Here is a 20,617-nt window from a genome sequence, read left to right on the forward strand (position 1 = left end):
TCGGGCATAGCCTTGCACGGCACTAAGAACCTGCGTTCTGCGCTGCCGTTTCAGCACATCGCAAAGGTCTTGCCTGAGGAGAAATGGAATGCTGATCAGCAATAGAAAAACGTTTGCCCTGACCCTCGTCACATTGTGTTCGTCACTGGCCCTGGCGGTGAGCCATGCCGCCAGCGCTGAAGAGCCCGCCGCCGCGGCCGCCCCGCCCATGGTCAAAACCGCGGGTGCTCCCGACATGAGCCAAGCCGAGTTCGACTCGTCCAAGGAAATCTACTTCCAGCGTTGCGCAGGCTGCCACGGCGTGCTGCGCAAAGGGGCGACGGGCAAACCACTGACGCAAGACATCACCCAGTCTCGCGGGCAACCGTTCCTGGAGGCCTTGATTACCTATGGCTCGCCAGCGGGCATGCCGAACTGGGGGACGTCCAATGCGCTGACCAAGGATCAGATCACGTCAATGGCCAAGTTCATTCAGCACGCGCCGCCGACGCCGCCGGAATGGGGCATGGCCGAGACGCTGAAAACCTGGAAGGTACTGGTCAAACCCGAGGACCGCCCGAAAAAGCAGCTGAGCAAACTCAACCTGCCGAACCTGTTTTCGGTGACGTTGCGCGATGACGGCAAGATCGCCCTGATCGATGGGGACAGCAAGAAGATCGTCAAGCTGATCGAGACCGGTTACGCGGTGCACATCTCGAGGATCTCTGCCTCGGGTCGCTATCTGTTGGTGATTGGCCGAGACGCGCGGATCGATATGATCGACCTGTGGCCGGTGGAGCCGACCAAGGTCGCCGAAGTCAAAGTGGGCATCGAGGCGCGCTCGGTCGAGACCTCCAAATTCAAGGGCTACGAAGACAAATACACCATCGCCGGTTCTTACTGGCCGCCGCAATTCACCATCATGGACGGCGAAACCCTGGAGCCGAAACAGATCGTTTCGACCCGCGGCATGACCGTCGACAAGCAGGAATACCACCCCGAACCCCGGGTCGCGGCGATCATCGCCTCCCACGAATGGCCGGAGTTCATCGTCAACGTCAAGGAAACCGGCAAGGTCATGCTGGTCAACTACCAGGACATCAAAAACCTCACCGTCACCTACATCGACGCCGCGCCCTTCCTGCATGACGGTGGCTGGGACAGCACGCACCGCTACTTCATGACCGCCGCCAACAACTCCAACAAGGTCGCTGTGATCGACTCCAAGGAGCGCAAGTTGACCGCGTTGGTGGACGTCGGCAAAACCCCTCACCCGGGTCGCGGCGCCAACTTCAACCACCCAACCTACGGCCCGGTCTGGGCCACCAGCCACCTGGGGGATGACGGTATCTCGCTGATCGGCACCGACCCGACCAAACACCCGCAATACGCCTGGAAACAGGTCGGCTCACTCAAGGGCCAAGGCGGCGGATCGCTGTTTATCAAGACCCATCCCAAGTCTCGCCACCTGTACGTCGACACCACCCTCAACCCGGACGCCAAGCTCAGCCAGTCGGTGGCGGTGTTCAACCTCGACAAGCTCGACGCGGGCTACACCGTGCTGCCCATCGCCGAATACGCCGGCATCAAGCAAGGCGCCATGCGCGTGGTGCAGCCGGAATACAACAAGGCTGGCGATGAAGTCTGGTTCTCCGTGTGGAGCGGTCAGGCAGAGGAATCGGCGCTGGTAGTGATCGACGACAAAACACTGAAGCTCAAATCAGTCATAAAGGACAAACGACTGATCACACCCACCGGCAAGTTCAATGTCTACAACACCCAACACGACATCTATTGAGCTCCATCAATGCAAGGAAACACCATGAAAAATACTCTGTTTTCACTGTTCGCCCTGACCGCTGCGCTGAGTGTGCAGCCGGCCATGGCCCAAGACGCGCAGGAGCTGTTCAAGAGCAAACCCTGCGCAGCCTGCCACTCCATCGACACCAAGATTGTCGGCCCGGCCCTCAAGGAAGTGGCGGCCAAGAACGCTGGTGTACCCGGGGCCGTGGACACCCTGGCCAGCCACATCAAGAACGGCACGCAAGGCAATTGGGGTCCGATGCCAATGCCGGCGAACCCGGTAACGGATGAAGAAGCAAAAATTCTCGCGACCTGGGTACTGACACTCAAATAACCGCCTGGAGGGCGTCTGATGGTTTATCGACACGCTGTGATTCTGGCGGCCCTCCTCCTCATTTGCGCAACCGCGGTTGCGGCGCCGGACGCCCAGCGTCAGGCACAACTCGAACACCTGCTGACCCAGGACTGCGGCGCTTGCCATGGCCTGCACCTGACCGGCGGGCTGGGCCCCGAACTGACGCGCCCAGCGCTGGCCGGCAAGTCACGGGACAGCCTGATTGCCACCGTCACCCATGGCCGGCCCGGCACGGCGATGCCCGGTTGGGCGCAGTTGCTCAGCCCCGATGACATCCGTTGGCTGGTCGATCTTCTTCTCCAGGGAAATCCCGCACCATGATCCGTTCAATCCTGCTGTCAGCGGCGACCGGGCTGTTGTTGTCCGCTTGCGTTCAACCACCGTTGCGCGGCACCGGCGACTTGGGCGTGGTGGTGGAGCGCGCCAGCGGTAGCGTGCAAATCATCGAAAGCGACACCCGCACCACGCTGGCCCGACTCGAGGGTTTCGGCGACCTGTCCCATGCCTCGGTGGTGTTCTCCCGTGACCAGCGCTACGCCTATGTGTTCGGCCGCGACGGCGGGTTAAGCAAAATCGATTTGCTGGCCCAACGTATCGACCACCGAGTCATTCAAGGTGGCAACAGCATTGGCGGCGCCATCAGTCAGGACGGCAAGTTGATCGCGGTGTCGAACTACGTGCCCGGCGGGGTCAAGGTGTTCGATGCCGACACCCTGCAACTGGTGGCCGATATTCCGGCCACGGCCCTGGCCGATGGCAGCAAGCGCTCGCGGGTGGTCGGCCTGGTCGACGCGCCGGGGCAACGTTTTGTGTTCAGCCTGTTCGATACCGGCGAAATCTGGACCGCCGATTTCAGTCAGGGCAGCACACCGCAGATCAGCCGTTTCACCGGTATTGGCTCGCAACCCTACGACGCCCTGATCACCCCGGATGGCCGCTATTACATGGCCGGGCTGTTCGGTGAAGACGGCATGGCCCAACTCGACCTCTGGCATCCAGAGCGCGGTGTGCAGCGCGTACTCGGCGACTACGGACGCGGCCAGGTGAAACTCCCGGTCTACAAGATGCCGCACCTGGAAGGCTGGGCTGTCGCCGATAACCAGGCCTTTGTGCCCGCCGTTGGCCAGCATCAGGTGTTGGTGATGGATTCACGCACCTGGCAGCAGACCGCGGTCATTCCGGTCGCCGGCCAACCGATATTCGTCACCTCGCGCCCGGACGGTCGGCAGCTGTGGGTCAACTTCGCCTACCCGGACAACGATCGGGTGCAGGTCATCGACACCGAAACCCATGCCGTGGTCGCGGATCTGAAGCCGGGGCCGGCGGTGCTGCACATGGAATTCACCGCACGCGGCGACCAGTTGTGGCTGTCGTTACGCGACGGCAATCAGGTTCAAGTCTGGGATCCGTACCGCCTGAAGCTGCTGAGCACCCTGCCAGCCTCCGCGCCGAGCGGCATCTTCTTCAGCAGTCGTGCGCAGAAAATGGGGTATTGAAATGAACCTTGAATTGCTCAGCCGCCAACTCATCGAGCGCTTTCAGCACGGCATGCCGTTGTGCCCGTCACCGTACAAGGAGATGGCGCGGATTCTCGGTTGCCGCGAATCCCAAGTAATGGCCTGCTTGGAAGAAATGGATCAGGCCGGCACCCTCTCACGCATCGGCCCGGTGTTCGAGCACAGCCGCGCCGGGGCCAGCACCCTCGCCGCCCTCGCCGTGCCCGCCGACCGCCTGCAACAGGTGGCCGATCGCGTCAGCCAGTACCCGGAGGTCAATCACAACTACGCACGGGAGCATTTCTACAACCTGTGGTTTGTGCTGACCGCCCCTGATCGCCAACACATCGACCGTGTGCTCAAGGAGCTTGAGAACGACACCGGCCTCATGCCGCTGGACCTGCCGATGTTGACCGCTTACCGCATCGACCTCGGTTTTGCCCTGGGAGAAAAATCATGACGCCCGGATTGAGCCCCCAACAAGTGCTGGATCTGCGTCGGCACCTCGAAGGCGGATTACCGTTGGTAGCGCGCCCGTATCAAGCCCTCGCCGAACGGATAAACACAGACGAAAACCAGGTGCTCGAACAAATGCGCCAGTGGAACGAGCAAGGGCTGTTTCGCCGTATCGGCCTGGTGCTGCACCATCGCGCGCTGGGCTTTACCGCCAACGCCATGCTGGTGCTGGATGTTCCTGATGCGCTGATCGACGAAGTCGGCCAGCGCCTGGGAAGAGCACCCGGCATCAACCTCTGCTATCAACGGCCACGGCGTTTGCCGCAGTGGCGGTACAACCTGTTTTGCATGGTGCACGGGCGTCGACGTGATCAGGTGGAGGCGCAGATTCAGGCGTTGCTGGAAGAGCATTTGCTGAGCGATTTGCCCCATCAATTGCTGTTCAGCACCCAGGTCTTCAAGCAGTGCGGCGGCCGCTTTGCGCCCTCGCGTACAGGCGCACCGACCCATGGATGACCTCGACCGTCGACTGATCAACCGTTTGCAATTGGGCCTGCCGCTGGTGCGCCACCCTTGGCGGGTATTGGCTGCGGAACTGGAGAGCAGCAGCACTGAACTGCTCGAGCGACTGCATACCCTGCTCGATGACGGAATGCTCACGCGCTTCGGCCCGATGTTCGACATTGAACGACTGGGCGGCGCCTTCACCCTCGCCGCCCTGGCGGTGCCGGAAGAACGTTTCGACGAGGTCGCCGAGCAACTGCATGACCTGCCTGAAGTGGCGCACAACTACCGACGCGAACACGCCTGGAACATGTGGTTCGTGCTCGCTTGCGCAACTGAACATGACCTGACCGAAGCCCTGAACCACATCGAAACCCTGACTGGCTTGCCGCTGCTCAACCTGCCCAAAGAGGAGACCTACCATGTCGGTCTGTATTTCCCGGCCTGAAGACACACTCGTCCAGCGCCTGATCGTGTTGACCCAGGCGGGTCTGCCTTTGCTGGAAGACCCGTGGGCGTGGCTCGCCGAACAGCTGGGGCTGAACATCGACGCCACCCTGGATCTGCTCAAGCGCTTGCAGGCCGAGGGCGCGATTCGGCGGATCGCCGCCGTGCCCAATCACTACCGCCTCGGCTATCGCCACAACGGCATGACGGTCTGGGATGTGCACGATGCCGACATGCCGCGCCTCGGCGCGCTGATCGGCGCGCAACCCTTCGTCAGCCACTGCTATCGCCGTCCACGCCGAACCGACTGGCGCTACAACCTGTTCGCCATGGTTCACGGCCGCAGCGGCGATGAAATCAACAATTACCGCGAGCACCTGCGCCACTTGCTGGGTGACGCTTGTGCGGCCGACGAAATGCTGGTGAGCAGCCGCATCCTGAAGAAAACCGGCTTGCGCTTAACACCAGTCAGTCCAACACAGACCTTGTAGCAGCTGCCGAGCCTGCGAGGCTGCGTTCGGCTGCGCAGCAGTCGTGAAATCAGACAGTGCGGTGTTTCAGATAAACCTCGCACACAGGTTCTACGACTGCTGCGCAGTCGAACGCAGCCTCGCAAGCTCGACAGCTGCTACGGGTATCCGCGCTGAACACACCTGACTCAAGGAGAGTTGCATGTTGAGGATCAGCCAATACCTGCGTGCGTTAGCCGGCCAGGCGTCTGCACCCAGGACCAGTCCACCGGGCAGCAATCGGGCGCCGGTGGTGATCTGGAACTTGCTCAGGCGCTGCAACCTGACCTGCAAACACTGCTACGCCACCTCGGCCGACAGTGTCTTTCGCGACGAACTGGATACGCCCGCCGCGCTGACCGTGATCGACGACTTGCACGATGCCGGCGTCAAGGTGTTGATTCTTTCCGGTGGCGAACCGCTGTTGCGCGAGGATCTGTTTGTGCTCAGCGCCTACGCCCGGACCAAGGGTTTCTTTGTGGCGTTGTCCACCAACGGCACGCTGATCGATGAGCACAACATCGCGCAGGTCAGCGCAGCGAATTTCGACTACGTCGGGATCAGCATCGATGGCCTGGAAGCGACCCATGACGCCTTCCGCCAACTCAAGGGTAGCTTCGCCCGTTCCATGCAGGCGATCCGGCTCTGTCGCGAACAAGGCATTCGCGTCGGGCTGCGCACCACCCTGACCCAGGAGAACCATGCGCAGCTGCCGCAACTGCTGGCGCTGATGAACGAGTACGACGTGCAGAAGTTTTATCTGTCGCACCTCAACTACAGCGGTCGCGGCAAACGCAGTCGCAAACTCGACGCGCACCAGCATATGAGCCGCGAGGCCATGACGTTGATCTTTGAGCGGGCCTGGGAAGACATCCAACAGGGCCGCGACAGCGATTTTGTCAGCGGCAACAACGATGCCGACGCCATTCTGCTGCTGCAATGGGCAGCCCTTCGTTTGCCCGAGCATTACCCACGCCTGGAAAACATGCTCCGCGCCTGGGGTGGCAACGCCTCCGGCAGTGGCATCGCCAACATCGACAACACCGGCGAAGTGCACCCCGACACCTACTGGTGGCAGCACTCGGTGGGCAATGTCCGGCGCACGCCGTTCCGCACGTTGTGGCTGGATCAGCCGGATGCCCTGCTGTTGCGCTTGCGCGAACATCCCCGCGCCGTCGGTGGCCGTTGCGCGCAATGCCGCTGGTTGTCCATCTGCAACGGCAACACCCGCACACGCGCCTGGGCCGAAGGAGATCTGTGGGGCCAGGACCCCGGCTGCCACCTCAGCGATGACGAAATCGGCGTGCCGCCGGTGACGACCATCCCTTGCATCACCCACTGAATAGCCCGTCCGGCCAACCACCTGACAAAGGTGGGGCCGGCCAACCTGATGAAGCACCAAGGACGTCCCATGCCTCCATCGATTGCTATACCGGCCACACTTGAGTCCCCGTTCCGACCGGGCGAAGTTGCCCTGGTCGGCGCCGGCCCCGGCGACCCACGCCTGCTGACCCTGCGCGCCTGGAGCCTGTTGATGCAGGCCGACGCCGTGGTGTACGACCGGCTGATCAGCCCCGAATTGCTGACCTTGATCCCCCTGACCTGCGCCCGCCATTACGTGGGCAAGGCCAGCGGCTGCCACAGCCTGCCCCAGGACCAGATCAACGAACTGCTGGCCGACCTCGCCGATCAAGGGCAGCGCGTGGTCCGGCTCAAGGGCGGCGACCCGTTCATTTTCGGTCGCGGTGCCGAAGAGCTGGAGTACTTGCTGCAACGCGGTGTTGATTGCCAGGTGGTGCCGGGCATTACCGCCGCTTCCGGCTGTAGCGCTTACGCGGGCATACCCTTGACTCACCGCGATCTGGTCAACTCCTGCCGATTCATCACCGGTCATTTGCAACGCGATGGCGAGTTGTCGTTGCCCTGGAGCAGCCTCGCCGACAGTAGCCAGACCTTGGTGTTTTACATGGGCTTGTCGAACCTGGGCATCATCGCTAAACGCTTGATCGAAGCCGGGATGTCAGCCGACACGCCGGCGGCGCTGATCAGCAACGGCACGCGGCCCGACCAGCATGTCGCCCGAGGCAAGCTGCACCAATTGCCGACCCTGGCGCTGGATTGTCCACCGGGCATTCCGACATTGACGGTGATTGGCACCGTGGTCGATCTGTTCGCCGCAGAACAACTGGAATACCCGGCGCGGCTGTACCCGGCGCAAGCTCTGCAACGTCAGGCCAAGGTGGCGATATGAGGCGAATCCTCCTTGCCCATCTGTTATGGATCAGTGCCGCCCAGGCCGGCGCAGCGGTTCCGGCACTTGAACACGCGGCGCATAACTATCAGCAGCATTGCCAGAGTTGTCATGGCACTAACCGTCTCGGCGGTGCGGGGCCGGCGTTGTTGCCGGAGAGTCTCAGCCGGATCAAGCCTGATGAAATTCGTCGGGTGATCCAGAACGGCCGACCTGCGAGCCAGATGGCTGGTTATGCCAACGTGTTCAGCCCCGCTCAGATCGACGCGCTGGTCGATTACCTTCAGCAACCACCCGCCACCCCGCCCACCTGGAGCAATGACGACATTGTCGGCAGTCACTCGATGCTCGCGGATCTCGGCAAATTGCCCACCACGCCCCAGCATGGCGCCGATCCGCTGAACCTGTTCGTGGTGGTGGAAGCCGGCGACCATCACATCGACATCCTCGACGGTGACCGCTTCGAGGTGTTGGCGCGGTTTGCTTCGCACTTTGCCGTGCATGGCGGACCGAAGTTTTCGCCGGACGGACGCTTCGTCTACTTCGCCTCCCGTGACGGCTGGATCAGCCTGTATGACCTGCACAACCTGAAGCTGATCGCCGAAGTCCGCGCCGGCCTCAATACCCGCAACCTGGCGGTGAGCAAGGATGGACGCTGGGTGCTGGTGGGCAACTATTTGCCGGGTAACGTGGTGGTGCTCGATGCCCGCGACCTGTCGCTGGTCAAAACCATTCCCACGATCGGTCAGGACGGCACCGCGTCACGGGTCAGTGCGGTCTATTCCGCCCCGCCGCGGGACAGTTTCATCGTGGCGCTCAAGGACGTGAAAGAAGTCTGGGAACTGTCCTGGGCCGGCACACCGGATTTCGAACCACGGCGGATCCCGGCCGGGGACGTTCTCGACGACTTCTCCTTTTCACCGGACTACAAACAGCTGCTGGCCACCTCGCGCAAGGCCCAGGGCGGCCAGGTGATCGACCTCGACAGCGGCAAGGTGATCACCGACATCCCGCTACCGGGGATGCCGCATTTGGGCTCGGGGACTTATTGGAAACGCAACGGTGAGTGGGTGTTCGCCACGCCGAACATCAGCAAGGGGCTGATCTCGGTCATCGACTTCAAGAGCTGGAAACTGATCAAGGAAATCCCGACCCTGGGGCCGGGGTTTTTCATGCGCAGTCACGTCAATTCACGGTATGCCTGGAGCGATGTGTTCTTTGGGCCGGACAACGATGCGATTCACTTGATCGACAAACAGACGCTGGAGATTGCCCACACGCTGCGTCCGATGCCGGGCAAAACGGCTGCTCATGTCGAGTTCACTCGCGATGGCCGTTTCCTGCTGCTGAGCATCTGGGCCACCGACGGTGCGCTGATCGTCTACGACAGCAACACACTCAAGGAGATCAAACGTATCCCGATGAACAAGCCTTCGGGCAAGTACAACGTGGGGAACAAGATTGAGTTTGCCGAGGGGACTTCGCATTAGGGTTTGGATCGGGTCAACTCGCCACCCGCACCACCCCCATATCAATCCCCAAATGCACCAGTTCGGTATGGGAAGTCACCTGCAACTTACTCTTGAGCAAGGTCAGGTGATTGGAAACAGTCTTGCTGCTAATGCTCAGCTGCTCGGCAATTACCCGCGCCGGGGTACCTTTGGCAAGCATCACGAAAATCTCCAGTTCACGCTGAGTCATGCTCTGCAAGCGCGGATCACTGGCATCCTGTTGCGGATGACACGCGAGCTGAGTGGCCAGCGGCTGCTCAATGTAGGCATGACCGGCGAGGATGCGCTGCACGGCCTCGATCAGCACTTCGGGTGCCGAGCTTTTGGTCAGGTAGCCCGAAGCCCCGGCGTCGAGCGCCTGGCGCACCAACGGCAGTTCATCGTGCATGCTGAAAAACAGCACCCGCAGTTGCGGCAAGCGCTGACGCAATCGCCGGGTGGTTTCCAGACCGCTGATCCCCGGCAGACCAAAATCCATGATCACCAGATTCGGTACGGCTTCGTGTACCCGCGTCAGCGCCTCCTCGCCCGTCGCCGCTTCACGGACTTCCATTGCCGGCAACAACGCTCGCAACAGACTGGCATAGCCCTGACGGACCACCGCATGGTCATCGACCAACAGGATATTCATGACACCTCCCAAGACATGCTCAACGTCAGCGCCCAACCGGCGCCGGGGTGACTGATGACTCGCAACTCGCCGCCCAGGCTGCGCGCACGTTCGAACATCGAATACAAACCGACACCCGGCCGCTGCGGCTGTTGCGCGCCTCGTCCGTTATCCCGAATGAGCAAGCGCAAACGGCCGCCGTGGAATTGCAGGCGGACCCGCACCTGGCTGGCCTCGGCGTGCCGGGCGATGTTGGTCAATGCTTCCTGCAACAAACGATACAGATGGGTTTTGTTCGGTGCGGACAGCGGCGGGAGCTGCGCGCTGACCCGTAACTGGCAATCGATGCCTTGCCGGCCCTGCCATTGCTCCACCAGCAAACCGAAGGCTTCGGCCAGCGGCAGGTGTTGCAACACCACCGGATAGAGGTCGTGCACCAGCGCCCGGAAGCCCTGTTGCAAATGTTCGCAGTTGTGCTCCAGTTCCCGCACCGTGCGCTCCACCACCCCGGGTTGATCGGCCACCAGTCGCAACAGGCAGGCCTGAGCGCGAATGCCCGCCAGGTATTGGCCGAGGTCATCGTGCAGGGTCTGCGCCAGATGGGTGCGTTCCTGCTCCTGCACCGCTAATAACGCCTGAGTCAGTTGGGTCTTGTCGGCGCAAGCCTGCGCCAAGGCAGCGGTCATCTGATTGAAGTGCACCGCCAGTTGCCGCGCTTCCGGCACACCTTCAGCGCGCAATCGCACCTTGAGTTGCCCACCGGAGACCTGTTGCAACGCGCGCAACAATTCATCGAGCAAGCCCATGCCCCGGCGCACGGCCCAGCGGATGGTCAACAGACTCAACAGCAACGCCAACCCACAGAGGCTCAGCAGCTGTAGCAAGGAATCCCGGACTTCGTCGATTTCATCCCGCGGATCGACCGCGATCTGGACACGCCGGCCATCCTGCAAATCCAGCACCTGGGCGCTGTGTTGAGTTTGGGCAAACAACAAGCGCCCGAGCCAGGCGTCGAGCCCATCCTGAACCGGCAGCCGTGACGCCTCGCCGGGTTCCAGCCAGCGCACCCGCACATGCCGCAAACTGCCTGTCAGCCGGGGTTGCAGGCTGGCGGGGTCACGCTCGGCGGTTTCGCTCAAGTACTCGACCACGGCTTCGGCGGATTGCAATTCACGCTCCACGTCCGCCAGCGCCTGGTGCACCAGCAAGCCCATGCACGCCAAGGTGACCAAGGCGAAAAATCCGCCGACCCAGAGGTTGATCCGCCACAGGGCCGACATCCCTAGCGCTCCGGTGTCATGGGCAGGACCAGCAACGGCGCGGGACGCGGGCCGTGGAGCTTGTCGACGCCGATCAGGGTCAGGATCAGCAGCAACGGCAGAAGCAGCGCTTTGAGAATACGCATGATCGATCTCCTCCCGTGTGATGGCCGTTATCGCCCATGCTAAAACTGCGCCACCCCGGGCGAGCTACTACCTTGGTACTGGCTCACTGGTACTTTCTGCATATTTCCTTCTGCCTCACAGCGTTCCTATGCTGGCGCTACCTGTAATGGAGTGCCCTATGCGCCAGCTTGCCCCTTACGCCCTGATCTATCTGTTGGCGATTGCCTGTGCCGCCGGGCTGGCGACCCAGAGCCAGGCTGCCGAGGCGCCGTTGCAGGTGCAGATCGGCTACCTAGGCTATCGCCCTGATCCGGGCCCGTTGCTGTCGAACGTCATTCCCGAGCCGGTCGATGCCGGCCTGCGTGGCGCCGAACTGGCGATCACTGACAGCAACAGCACCGGGCGTTTCCTCAATCAGAGCTACAACCTGGTCAGCGCCAACGTCGACAATCCGGATGCCCTGGTCGAAGCGGCCAAGGCTCAACATGCCCAAGGCCTGCGCCTGTTTGTCGTCAATGCGCCAGCCGCCAGCCTGCGGCAACTCAGCACCGTGCTGCCCGACAGCTTGCTGTTCAACGCCGGCAGCCCCGACGACAGCCTGCGCACCAGCGACTGCCTGCCGAACGTGCTGCACAGCCTGCCAAGCCGGGCGATGCTCGCCGATGCACTGGCGCAATTTTTGGTGCTGCGCAAATGGCAACGGGCGCTGCTGATCGTCGGCCCGACCCCGGACGATCAAGCCTATGCAGCCGCCCTGCGCCGCGCCGCCAAACGCTTCGGCCTGACCCTGGTCGCGGAAAAAGCCTGGAGTTTCGACAATGATCAGCGCCGTAGCGCCCAGGCCGACATGCCGCTGTTCACCCAGACCGCCGAGTACGACGTGGTGCTGGTGGCGGATGAACGGGGTGATTTCGGCGAATACGTGCCTTACCAGACCTGGTACCCACGGCCGGTCGCCGGCACTCAGGGACTGACCCCGGTGGGCTGGCACAAAACCGTGGAAACCTACGGCGCCGCCCAATTGCAGAAACGCTTCGAAGCCCTGGCCGGACGCTGGATGAATGACCGCGATTTTGCCGCCTGGATCGCCGTGCGCAGCATCGCCAGCGCCGTGAGCAAACTGCGTCAGGTTGATCCGGTGGCAATCCGTACGCTTGAGATCAGCGATCAATTGCCGCTGGACGGTTTCAAGGGTCGCAAGCTCAGCTATCGGCCGTGGAACGGTCAGTTGCGCCAACCGATTCCCATCGTGCAGCCCCGGGCGCTGGTCAGCACGTCGCCGCAAGACGGCTTCCTGCACCCCTTCAACGAGATGGACAGCCTCGGCTACGACAAACCCGAGGTCAGCTGCCGTTTTCCCTGACCCGATAATTAAAACAACAAGGAATCTGCCATGCGCCGCACCCTGCTTTCCTGCGCTCTGCTGCTCGCCGCCGGGCACGCCGCTGCCAGCACCGCTTGGGTTTCCAACGAAAAAGACAACAGCCTGAGCCTGATCGACCTGCAGACTCTGCAAGTCACCGACACCCTGCCCGTCGGCCAGCGCCCGCGCGGTCTGCTGCTGTCCCACGACAACAAGCTGCTGTACATCTGCGCCAGCGACTCGGACCGGGTCCAGGTGATGGATGTGGCCACGCGCAAGATCATCAAGGAACTGCCCTCGGGCAAAGATCCTGAACAATTCGCCCTGCACCCGAATAATCGCTGGCTGTACGTTTCCAACGAAGACGATGCGCTGGTGACGGTGATCGACACCGAAACCTCCAAGGTGCTCGGGCAGATCAGCGTCGGTGTCGAACCTGAAGGCATGGCCGTCAGCCCCGACGGCAAGTGGGCGGTGAACACCAGTGAAACCACCAACATGCTGCACTGGATCGACACCAGCACTCAGACTCTGGCCGATAGCACTCTGGTGGATCAGCGACCGCGCTTCGTTGAGTTCACACCCGATGGCTCGAAGCTCTGGGCTTCGGCGGAAATCGGCGGCACGGTGACCATTCTCGACGTCGCCAGCCGCAAGGTCCTCAAAACCCTGACCTTCCAGATCAAGGGCGTGCACCCGGACAAAGTCCAGCCAGTGGGGATCAAGCTCAGCGCTGACGGCAAGTACGGTTTCGTCGCCCTCGGCCCGGCCAATCATGTGGCGGTGATCGATGCCAAGACCTTCGAAATTCTTGATTATCTGCTGGTCGGCCGGCGGGTCTGGCAGATGTCGTTTACCCCGGATCAAAAGCAATTACTGGCCACCAACGGCGTCAGCGGCGACGTGTCGGTGATCGATGTCGACAGCCTCAAGGTGACCAAGTCGATCAAGGTCGGGCGTTATCCGTGGGGCGTGGTGGTGACGCCATGAACGCACTCGAAGTCAGCGAACTGAGCTTCGCTTATGGTGCGAAAGAGGCGTTGCGCCAGGTGAGTTTCACCCTGGCGCCCGGCCGCTTTGCGGCGCTGCTCGGTCCGAATGGCGCGGGCAAATCGACGCTGATTGCCCTGCTCACCCGGCTCTATGATTTACAGCGCGGTGACATCCGCGTCGGCGACTGTTCGTTGCGCAACGCCGCACGTCCGGCGCTCAAGCAATTGGGTGTGGTGTTTCAGCAAAGCACGCTGGACCTCGACCTGAGCGTCGAGCAAAACCTGCGTTATCACGCCGCGCTGCATGGCATGTCGCGGCGCCAGACCGGCCTGCGGGTCGACGCCGAACTGGCCCGTCAGGCCTTGACCGAACGCCGTCGCGAACGGGTTCGCGAACTCAACGGCGGCCACCGTCGCCGAGTGGAAATCGCCCGCGCTCTGCTGCATGAACCGCGCCTGCTGCTGCTCGACGAGGCCAGCGTCGGCCTCGACCCGGCCAGTCGGCTGGCGCTCAATCAACACATTCGTAATTTGTGCCGCGAACAGAACATCAGCGTGCTCTGGACCACCCATTTGCTGGATGAAGTGCAGCCCAGCGACGACTTGCTGATTCTCCATCAGGGCCGGTTGGTGGCCAGCGGACAGGCCGATGCGCTGAGTCTGGAGCACGGTGGTGACCTGGGTTCGGCCTTCGCTCGACTGACCACTTCAGGAGCCGCCCAATGAATGCCTACTGGCAATGTTTCAGCGGCATCGTGCTGCGCGAATGGCTGCGTTTTGTGTTGCAGCGCACTCGGTTTCTCAGCGCGCTGGTTCGGCCGTTGCTGTGGCTGCTGGTGTTCGCTGCCGGTTTTCGCGCGGCACTGGGGATCGCGATCATCGAGCCCTACGACACCTATATACCCTACGAGGTCTACATCATTCCTGGACTGGCCTGCATGATCCTGCTGTTCAACGGCATGCAAGGTTCGCTGTCGATGGTCTACGACCGGGAAATGGGCAGCATGCGCGTGCTGCTGACCAGCCCCCTGCCCCGGACTTTCCTGTTGTGCAGCAAACTGTTGGCGACTTCGTTGATTTCGTTGTTGCAGGTGTACGCCTTTCTGGCGATTGCCTGGGTGTACGGCGTGCAGCCACCGGCCATGGGGCTGTTGATCGCCTTGCCGGCGTTGCTGCTGGTGGCGTTGATGCTCAGCGCGCTGGGTTTGTTGCTGTCCAACGCGATCCGCCAGCTGGAGAACTTTGCCGGGGTGATGAATTTCGTGATCTTCCCGCTGTTTTTCCTGTCGTCGGCGCTGTATCCGCTGTGGAAGATGCGCGAGTCCAGCGAGTGGCTGTATTGGTTGTGCGCATTGAACCCGTTCACCCATGCGGTGGAACTGGTGCGGTTTGCCTTGTACGAACGCTTCAATCCGCTGGCACTGGCGGTATGCGTGGGGCTGACGCTGGTATTCGCCCTGCTCGCCGTACTCACCTTCAACCCGCAACACGCCGCCCTGCGCAAATCCAACTAATGCCGTGTAACCCTGATCGTTCCCACGCAGAGCGTGGGAACAATCAATCAGCGATCAACGGTTCGAAATTACTACTTTAGTACCGGTTTTCCTGTCTATCGTCGCATTCCAATCGCACCGAGACTGGCATGTAATAGGTTCATAACTATAAGGATTGAACCCCATGCCGCGTGCCCGACGTCGTCTGCTGCGCCCTTCTCTCGCTGCGCTATCGCTGAGCCTGTTGCTGGGCGTCGCGCAGGCCGAAACACCGCTGTTTTCCGCCGACGGCTATCGCATCGGTCTGTACCGCAGTCCGACCCCGAATCACGTACAGGGCGCCGACATCATCGATACCGCCGCCCTGCAAACCCTGCTGACCCAGACACCCCGTCCGGTGCTGATCGACGTCTACCGCCGGCAATGGCTGCAAGGACGTTTCATCGAGGACCAGCCCCACGAAAGCCTCCCCGGCAGCCATTGGCTGGCCAATACCGGCGACGGTGACCTGACGCCTGACTGGCAGGACTATTTTGCGCGTAAGCTGAACACATTGACCGCAGGTGATCTTGCACAACCGCTGGTCTTCTACTGCCGCTCCGATTGCTGGCTGAGCTGGAACGCCGTGAAGCGCGCCGCCGCCATGGGCTATAAGACTCTGTATTGGTATCGCGACGGCCTGGACGCCTGGCAGGCAGCCAACCTGCCCGTAACGCCTGCCCAGCCCGAGCCCTTCCCCTGACCTTTACGCGTGCGAGTTGTTGCCACACCCTAATCAAAATAATGAGGTGAAAGGCTATGTACAAAATTCTGATTGCCGATGATCACCCGCTGTTTCGCGAAGCCATTCATAACGTCATCAGCGATGGTTTTCCGGGCAGCGAGGTGATGGAAACCGCCGACCTGGACAGCGCCCTGGTGCTGACGCAGGAACACGATGACCTGGACCTGATCCTGCTCGACCTGAACATGCCCGGCATGCACGGCCTCAATGGCCTGATCAATCTGCGCAACGAGGCGCCGACCATTCCGGTGGTGATCGTCTCGGCCGAACAGGACAAACAAGTCGTGCTGCAAGCCATCACTTACGGCGCGGTGGGCTTCATCACCAAATCCTCGCCACGGGTGCAGATGACCGAAGCCATCCAGCAGATCCTCAACGGCAATGTCTATTTGCCGCCGGATATCATCCGCACGCAAAAAAGCGGTACAAGGCGCATGAACGATGCCCCGAGCTTCCCACCTGAGCTGCTACAGGCCTTGACCCGCAAGCAGTTGCTGGTGCTCGAGCGCATGACCAAGGGCGAGTCGAACAAACAGATCGCCTACACCCTGGAAATCGCCGAAACCACCGTCAAGGCCCACGTCTCGGCGATCCTGCGCAAACTCAATGTGCACAACCGGGTGCAGGCGATCTTGAGTGCCGGCGACATTGATTTCGGGTCTTACTTACGCCGCTGATGTCTGATGATGATCGTTCCCACGCTCCGCGTGGGAATGCAGCCCGGGACGCTCTGCGTCCCTCCAGAGCCGAACGCGGAGCGTCCGTTGAGGCATTCCCACGCGGAGCGTGGGAACGATCATCTCAAGGCCTGCCGAGCAAATGACTCATCGCGGTCTTGAGCTTCATCGGCCGCACCGGTTTGTGCATCAGGGTGTGGCCCAACTCGCGGATCTGCTGTTTGAGTTCGTTGCTGTAGTTGGCGGTGATCATCATCGCCGGGATCGCCGAACCGCGACGGGCGTTGATCCGGGCCACGGCATCGACGCCGTTCTGATCGTCGTCCAGGTGATAGTCGGCGATCAGCAAATCGGCTTCTTCGTGATAGTTGTCCACTTGCCGCGCCAGGTCCTGCTCGGACAGCGCCGTGACCACCAGACACCCCCACCCTTCGAGCAAGGTGCGCATGCCGGCGCAAATGGCCGCGTCGTTGTCCAGCACCCAAACCCGCGCCCCACGCAGGCGTTCAAGCATCGGCTCACTCATCAACAGGCTCGGCAGCGCCTTGGGGGCCGTAGCGCTGAGGGGCACTTCGACCGAGAACATCGAGCCCTTGCCCGGCCACGAACGCACATGAATACGGTGGCCGAGAATCCTCGCGATCTTTTCCACGATCGCCAGACCCAGGCCTAACCCGCGATCCTGATCCGGTCGCTGCACATCACCACGTTTGAATTCCTGAAAAATCTCCTCGAGGCGGTTTTCGGCGATGCCCATGCCGCTGTCCCAGACCTCGATCGACAGGCGCTGGTGATGACGCCGACAACCGAGTACCACACGTCCGCTGTAGGTGTAGCGAATGGCATTGCTCAGCAGGTTTCGAAGAATCCGCGCCAGCAACTGAATGTCGCTGCGCACCAAGGCGGAACAAGGGATGAAATGCAGTTCCAGGCCTTCACTGCGAGCCACCTGGGTGTACTCGGCCGCAAGGTTTTCCAGCAATTCGCTGAGGGCAAATGGCGCAATGTCGGCCTTGATCACCCCGGCATCCAGCTTGGAGATATCGACCAGCGTACCCAGCAGGTTCTCCACGTCTTCCAGGGAGTTGCTGACATTTCGCACCAAAATGGCATTGGCCACCGGCTCCCGCCGTTCGAGCAACGCGCTGGTAAACAGCCGCGCGGCGTTGAGCGGTTGCAGCAGGTCATGACTGACGGCAGCGAGAAACTTGGTCTTCGACAGGTTGGCTTGTTCGGCCTCGAGCTTGGCTTCACGCAGGCGAGATTCCGCCCGCCGACGCTCGTCGATTTCGCGCAGCAACTGGTCATTGAGGGTGGTCAGTTCTGCCGTGCGTTCGCGCACCCGCAACTCAAGATTCTGATAGGCCTGGTGCAGCGCCTCGGCGGTGCGGCGGCGTTCGGTGATGTCGCGGATCAGCACGAAAATCCCCACCACTTCCCCGGTGGCCAGGCGATTGGGCACATAGGAGCGCAGCATGTAGCGCTCCTGATTGTTGATGTTGGTTTCGGCAAACTCGAACGTTACGCTCTCACCGGCCAAAGCCCTGGCGACGTAGGCTTCCAGGCGCTGGTAATGCTGTTCGCTGTGGACTTCGCGCAGGCTCTGCCCAAGCATCACACCCCGAGGCCAGCAGTACCATTCTTCGTACACCTTGTTGGTGAATTCGTAGACCAGATCGGCATTCAGGTAGGCAATCAGCGCCGGCACATGGTCGGTGATCAGGCGGATCCAGCGCTCGCTTTCGCTCAGCGCTTCGGCGTGTTGGTAGCGTTCGGTGATGTCGGTGAAGGTGTTGACGAAACCGCCGGTGGGCAACGGATGGGTGCGAATTTCCAGCACCCGGCCATCGTAGAGGCGCTGCTCGCATTCCAGCACATGCCGTCCGTTCAGATCCCGGCTGGCCGGGGTCAGCAGATTCAGCTCGCTGTCGCCGATCACTTCGGCAAACGGACGATGGGCCGCCACCGGGGCCAGGCCGCTGAGTTCGAGGAAACGCCGGTTCCACAACTCCAGAATGCCCTCGGCGTTGACCATGGCCACGCCTTGGGACAGGTTGTCGACCGCCCGTTGCAACAAGTGGGATTTCTGCGCCACCGCCTGCTCGCGGCGCACGGTTTCGCGGAGTTTGACGTCGGTAATGTCGGTGAACAGGATCACCCGCCCGCCTTCCTGGGTGGGGCGTTCGCTGACTTGCAACCAGCGACCGTCCTGCAGGCGATAAAGCAGGTTTTCGTCGGCATGCCCGCGCGGCTCTTCAGTGAACAGCCCGGTGGCGGACATCAGTCGCTTGACCTCGGTCAGGCGCATGCCGGCGTTGATCCGCACCCGGCTGTTGCCCCAGAACGCCTTGAAACGGCTGTTGAACAACACGATCCGCTGGTCCGCATCGAACAGCACGAACGCGTCGGAAATGCTCTCGATGGCATCGATCAAATGCTGATGCGCGGTTTCTGCTCGCAGGCGTGCCTCGCTGAGCAAGCGATTGCCCGACTTGAGTTCAGCCATGGCCTGGTTCAAGGCGTCGGTGCGCTCACGCACCTGCTCGGCCAGCACCACAGAATGCTGGAACGCCGCGTACGGGTCATTGCCGCGGGTGATGCCGGACTCGATCCGCTCGATCAGCGCGCCATTGATGCGCTGCAGTTTGTGGTTGTCGCGCTGCAGGCTGGCGATCTGCGCTTGAAGCTCAACGATGTCCAGGGGACCGGCCTCGGGCAATGGCAACCCCGGTGAAGGTCTGGTTGATGTGCATGCCATTGAACTGTTCTCCGTAGGTGTTGAAACCCATCACCCGCTGGTCACGCAAAAACGTTCCGATCTGCTCCAGACTGCCGCTGTCTTCCAGTTCCATACGCCTTAGAAAGCAGTCGCAGCCGATGGTCAGCAACAGATCGCCAAGGCGCTCCTGCAAGCCTTCGAACAGGGTTTGCAGGTTTGGCAGCATGGGGCCGGGCTTCATGACAGTAAGGACGATGCCGTTTTCCACCGCACAGTAGAAACTCAGGCTCAGGTCCGGATGAACCTGCTGGATCGCCCTCACGTAATACTGATCGTTGATCCGCACGGCCAAGGGGTGCGCGGCGAAGATCCGGTGATCGAGCTCCGCCACCGGCACACCAATGTGCCGGGCGTATTCCTCGGCGGCCGGTTCGGCATTCAGTTCAAAGACCCGGCGTGAGGCGCTGTCGGCCCCGGTGACCACCAGCTTTTCCGCCCGCGGCAGAATGTGGTGGGTGGTAAAAACTTCGAAATCCAGCCAGGTATTGACCAGTACCACCACCGCCGCGCCGCTGTGGAACTCGCCGTTGAAATAGACGTGGGTATGGGTCAGGTAATTGTCGTCGCCGGCAGAACCGCCGAAATGCGGGATGTCGCCCAATGCTGCACTCAGGGCCGCGAGGACCATTTCTTCACGACTGGACAAGCCATCGAGCAGGGTCAGGGCAAAGCTGTTGCCCTTGATCGGCGCCAACGTGTTGCTGCGACAGCCACTGACCAGGCGCTCGACCATTTGCTGGGCGTCGATCAAGCTGAAGCGCTCCATCTCGCAGATCAGTTCGGCGTCGATGGAAAAATGCCGGTGGTCGAAGCCGACCGCGGTCACGCAGTTGCGGCCATAGCCCAAGGGTGTGATTTCCCCGGCACTGGTGCAACCCACCAGGCGTATACCGCCGAAGCTTTGTTGCAAGGCCTGGCCCAGCGCCTGCAAGTCGTACTCGGCGGAACAGAAGAACAGCACGAAGCCCAAGTGCGGATGCAACAGTTGTCGCGCCAGCTCCTGCGCCACTTGCTGGGCATCGGTGGCCTGGGACATGGCACTGACCACACCTTCACTCTGGACCTGCTGCATCGTCGCCTCCCGCAGGTGCGCATGTATGAGGCTGGAGTGTACGAAGCCTGTGAGCTGCGACGTATGCTACTTGGGTAGCGGGTAGCCGCTTCGATGGGATGAGAGTCGGCAAATTGAGTACTTGATGACTGACGCATTTGTGGCGAGGGAG

At 61.6% G+C, this 20,617-nt stretch carries 22 protein-coding genes; 17 read left to right on the forward strand and 5 right to left on the reverse strand.

Annotated features, from left to right (window positions below; translation table 11 throughout):
* Window positions 1–88 precede the first annotated feature (88 nt).
* The 11 genes from ACQ4OB_RS07645 (at window position 89) to ACQ4OB_RS07695 (ending at window position 9,290) form a co-directional block, all read left to right on the forward strand.
* Entirely contained in the window at window positions 89–1,777 is a 1,689-nt protein-coding gene (locus ACQ4OB_RS07645; RefSeq protein WP_430955405.1) for a cytochrome D1 domain-containing protein, read from the forward strand.
* A gap of 24 nt (window positions 1,778–1,801) precedes the next feature.
* Entirely contained in the window at window positions 1,802–2,116 is a 315-nt protein-coding gene (locus tag ACQ4OB_RS07650; protein WP_074876051.1) for a c-type cytochrome, read from the forward strand.
* Between the two features lie 18 nt (window positions 2,117–2,134).
* Window positions 2,135–2,458, forward strand: a complete 324-nt coding sequence (locus ACQ4OB_RS07655) for a c-type cytochrome (protein ID WP_430955406.1) — start codon at window positions 2,135–2,137, stop codon at window positions 2,456–2,458.
* Entirely contained in the window at window positions 2,455–3,633 is a 1,179-nt protein-coding gene (locus ACQ4OB_RS07660; RefSeq protein ID WP_430955407.1) for a cytochrome D1 domain-containing protein, read from the forward strand. Before ACQ4OB_RS07655 ends, ACQ4OB_RS07660 begins: the two co-directional genes overlap by 4 nt.
* Window position 3,634: 1 nt before the next feature.
* Window positions 3,635–4,093, forward strand: a complete 459-nt coding sequence (locus ACQ4OB_RS07665) for an Lrp/AsnC family transcriptional regulator (RefSeq protein WP_430955408.1) — start codon at window positions 3,635–3,637, stop codon at window positions 4,091–4,093.
* Window positions 4,090–4,605: a siroheme decarboxylase subunit beta gene (locus ACQ4OB_RS07670; protein WP_076031349.1), complete on the forward strand. Its 516-nt coding sequence runs from the start codon at window positions 4,090–4,092 to the stop codon at window positions 4,603–4,605. Before ACQ4OB_RS07665 ends, ACQ4OB_RS07670 begins: the two co-directional genes overlap by 4 nt.
* The gene (locus ACQ4OB_RS07675; RefSeq protein ID WP_430955409.1) at window positions 4,598–5,041 is read left to right on the forward strand and encodes an Lrp/AsnC family transcriptional regulator; all 444 of its coding nucleotides are present in this window, start codon (window positions 4,598–4,600) and stop codon (window positions 5,039–5,041) included. Before ACQ4OB_RS07670 ends, ACQ4OB_RS07675 begins: the two co-directional genes overlap by 8 nt.
* A complete protein-coding gene (locus tag ACQ4OB_RS07680; RefSeq protein ID WP_102615403.1) occupies window positions 5,016–5,531 on the forward strand; it encodes a siroheme decarboxylase subunit beta in 516 nt (171 codons plus the stop codon). Before ACQ4OB_RS07675 ends, ACQ4OB_RS07680 begins: the two co-directional genes overlap by 26 nt.
* Before the next feature lie 181 nt (window positions 5,532–5,712).
* A complete protein-coding gene (gene nirJ, locus ACQ4OB_RS07685; RefSeq protein WP_430955410.1) occupies window positions 5,713–6,891 on the forward strand; it encodes a heme d1 biosynthesis radical SAM protein NirJ in 1,179 nt (392 codons plus the stop codon).
* Between the two features lie 69 nt (window positions 6,892–6,960).
* Window positions 6,961–7,800, forward strand: coding sequence for a uroporphyrinogen-III C-methyltransferase (gene cobA / locus ACQ4OB_RS07690; protein ID WP_102615401.1), 840 nt, complete (start codon window positions 6,961–6,963; stop codon window positions 7,798–7,800).
* Window positions 7,797–9,290, forward strand: coding sequence for a nitrite reductase (locus tag ACQ4OB_RS07695; RefSeq protein WP_074876033.1), 1,494 nt, complete (start codon window positions 7,797–7,799; stop codon window positions 9,288–9,290). Before cobA ends, ACQ4OB_RS07695 begins: the two co-directional genes overlap by 4 nt.
* 13 nt (window positions 9,291–9,303) lie before the next feature.
* Here the strand turns inward: ACQ4OB_RS07695 and ACQ4OB_RS07700 are convergent, their stop codons facing one another.
* The 3 genes from ACQ4OB_RS07700 to ACQ4OB_RS07710 are packed head-to-tail and all read right to left on the reverse strand — an operon-like array spanning window position 9,304 to window position 11,326.
* Complete coding sequence (locus ACQ4OB_RS07700) at window positions 9,304–9,942, reverse strand: response regulator (protein ID WP_074876031.1); 639 nt, start codon at window positions 9,940–9,942, stop codon at window positions 9,304–9,306.
* A complete protein-coding gene (locus ACQ4OB_RS07705) occupies window positions 9,939–11,201 on the reverse strand; it encodes a histidine kinase (protein ID WP_430955411.1) in 1,263 nt (420 codons plus the stop codon). Before ACQ4OB_RS07705 ends, ACQ4OB_RS07700 begins: the two co-directional genes overlap by 4 nt.
* 2 nt (window positions 11,202–11,203) lie before the next feature.
* Window positions 11,204–11,326 (reverse strand): hypothetical protein, encoded by a 123-nt coding sequence (locus ACQ4OB_RS07710; protein WP_430955412.1) that lies wholly within the window; start codon window positions 11,324–11,326, stop codon window positions 11,204–11,206.
* Between the two features lie 158 nt (window positions 11,327–11,484).
* Between ACQ4OB_RS07710 and ACQ4OB_RS07715 the strand changes: the two genes are divergently transcribed.
* The 6 genes from ACQ4OB_RS07715 (at window position 11,485) to ACQ4OB_RS07740 (ending at window position 16,615) form a co-directional block, all read left to right on the forward strand.
* A complete protein-coding gene (locus tag ACQ4OB_RS07715) occupies window positions 11,485–12,669 on the forward strand; it encodes an ABC transporter substrate-binding protein (protein ID WP_430955413.1) in 1,185 nt (394 codons plus the stop codon).
* Window positions 12,670–12,699: 30 nt separating this feature from the next.
* Window positions 12,700–13,659 carry a YVTN family beta-propeller repeat protein gene (locus ACQ4OB_RS07720; protein ID WP_074876026.1) on the forward strand — a complete coding sequence of 320 codons (960 nt, stop codon included), beginning with the start codon at window positions 12,700–12,702 and terminating at the stop codon, window positions 13,657–13,659.
* Entirely contained in the window at window positions 13,656–14,387 is a 732-nt protein-coding gene (locus tag ACQ4OB_RS07725; protein ID WP_430955414.1) for an ABC transporter ATP-binding protein, read from the forward strand. Before ACQ4OB_RS07720 ends, ACQ4OB_RS07725 begins: the two co-directional genes overlap by 4 nt.
* Complete coding sequence (locus ACQ4OB_RS07730) at window positions 14,384–15,175, forward strand: ABC transporter permease (protein WP_074876023.1); 792 nt, start codon at window positions 14,384–14,386, stop codon at window positions 15,173–15,175. The genes ACQ4OB_RS07725 and ACQ4OB_RS07730 overlap by 4 nt, the downstream gene beginning before the upstream one ends.
* Before the next feature lie 163 nt (window positions 15,176–15,338).
* A complete protein-coding gene (locus ACQ4OB_RS07735; RefSeq protein ID WP_076031358.1) occupies window positions 15,339–15,896 on the forward strand; it encodes a PQQ-dependent catabolism-associated CXXCW motif protein in 558 nt (185 codons plus the stop codon).
* A 56-nt stretch (window positions 15,897–15,952) separates the two neighbouring features.
* Window positions 15,953–16,615, forward strand: coding sequence for a response regulator transcription factor (locus ACQ4OB_RS07740; RefSeq protein ID WP_074876021.1), 663 nt, complete (start codon window positions 15,953–15,955; stop codon window positions 16,613–16,615).
* Window positions 16,616–16,739: 124 nt separating this feature from the next.
* Here the strand turns inward: ACQ4OB_RS07740 and nahK are convergent, their stop codons facing one another.
* Both nahK and nosP read right to left on the reverse strand, forming a co-directional pair.
* Window positions 16,740–19,334, reverse strand: a complete 2,595-nt coding sequence (nahK, locus tag ACQ4OB_RS07745) for a hybrid sensor histidine kinase/response regulator NahK/ErcS' (protein WP_074876020.1) — start codon at window positions 19,332–19,334, stop codon at window positions 16,740–16,742.
* The gene (gene nosP, locus ACQ4OB_RS07750; RefSeq protein ID WP_074876019.1) at window positions 19,303–20,466 is read right to left on the reverse strand and encodes a nitric oxide-sensing protein NosP; all 1,164 of its coding nucleotides are present in this window, start codon (window positions 20,464–20,466) and stop codon (window positions 19,303–19,305) included. The genes nahK and nosP overlap by 32 nt, the downstream gene beginning before the upstream one ends.
* Window positions 20,467–20,617 lie beyond the last annotated feature (151 nt).

This window comes from Pseudomonas sp. ES4, from assembly GCF_050586665.1.
GTDB classification, from domain to species: domain Bacteria; phylum Pseudomonadota; class Gammaproteobacteria; order Pseudomonadales; family Pseudomonadaceae; genus Aquipseudomonas; species Aquipseudomonas frederiksbergensis.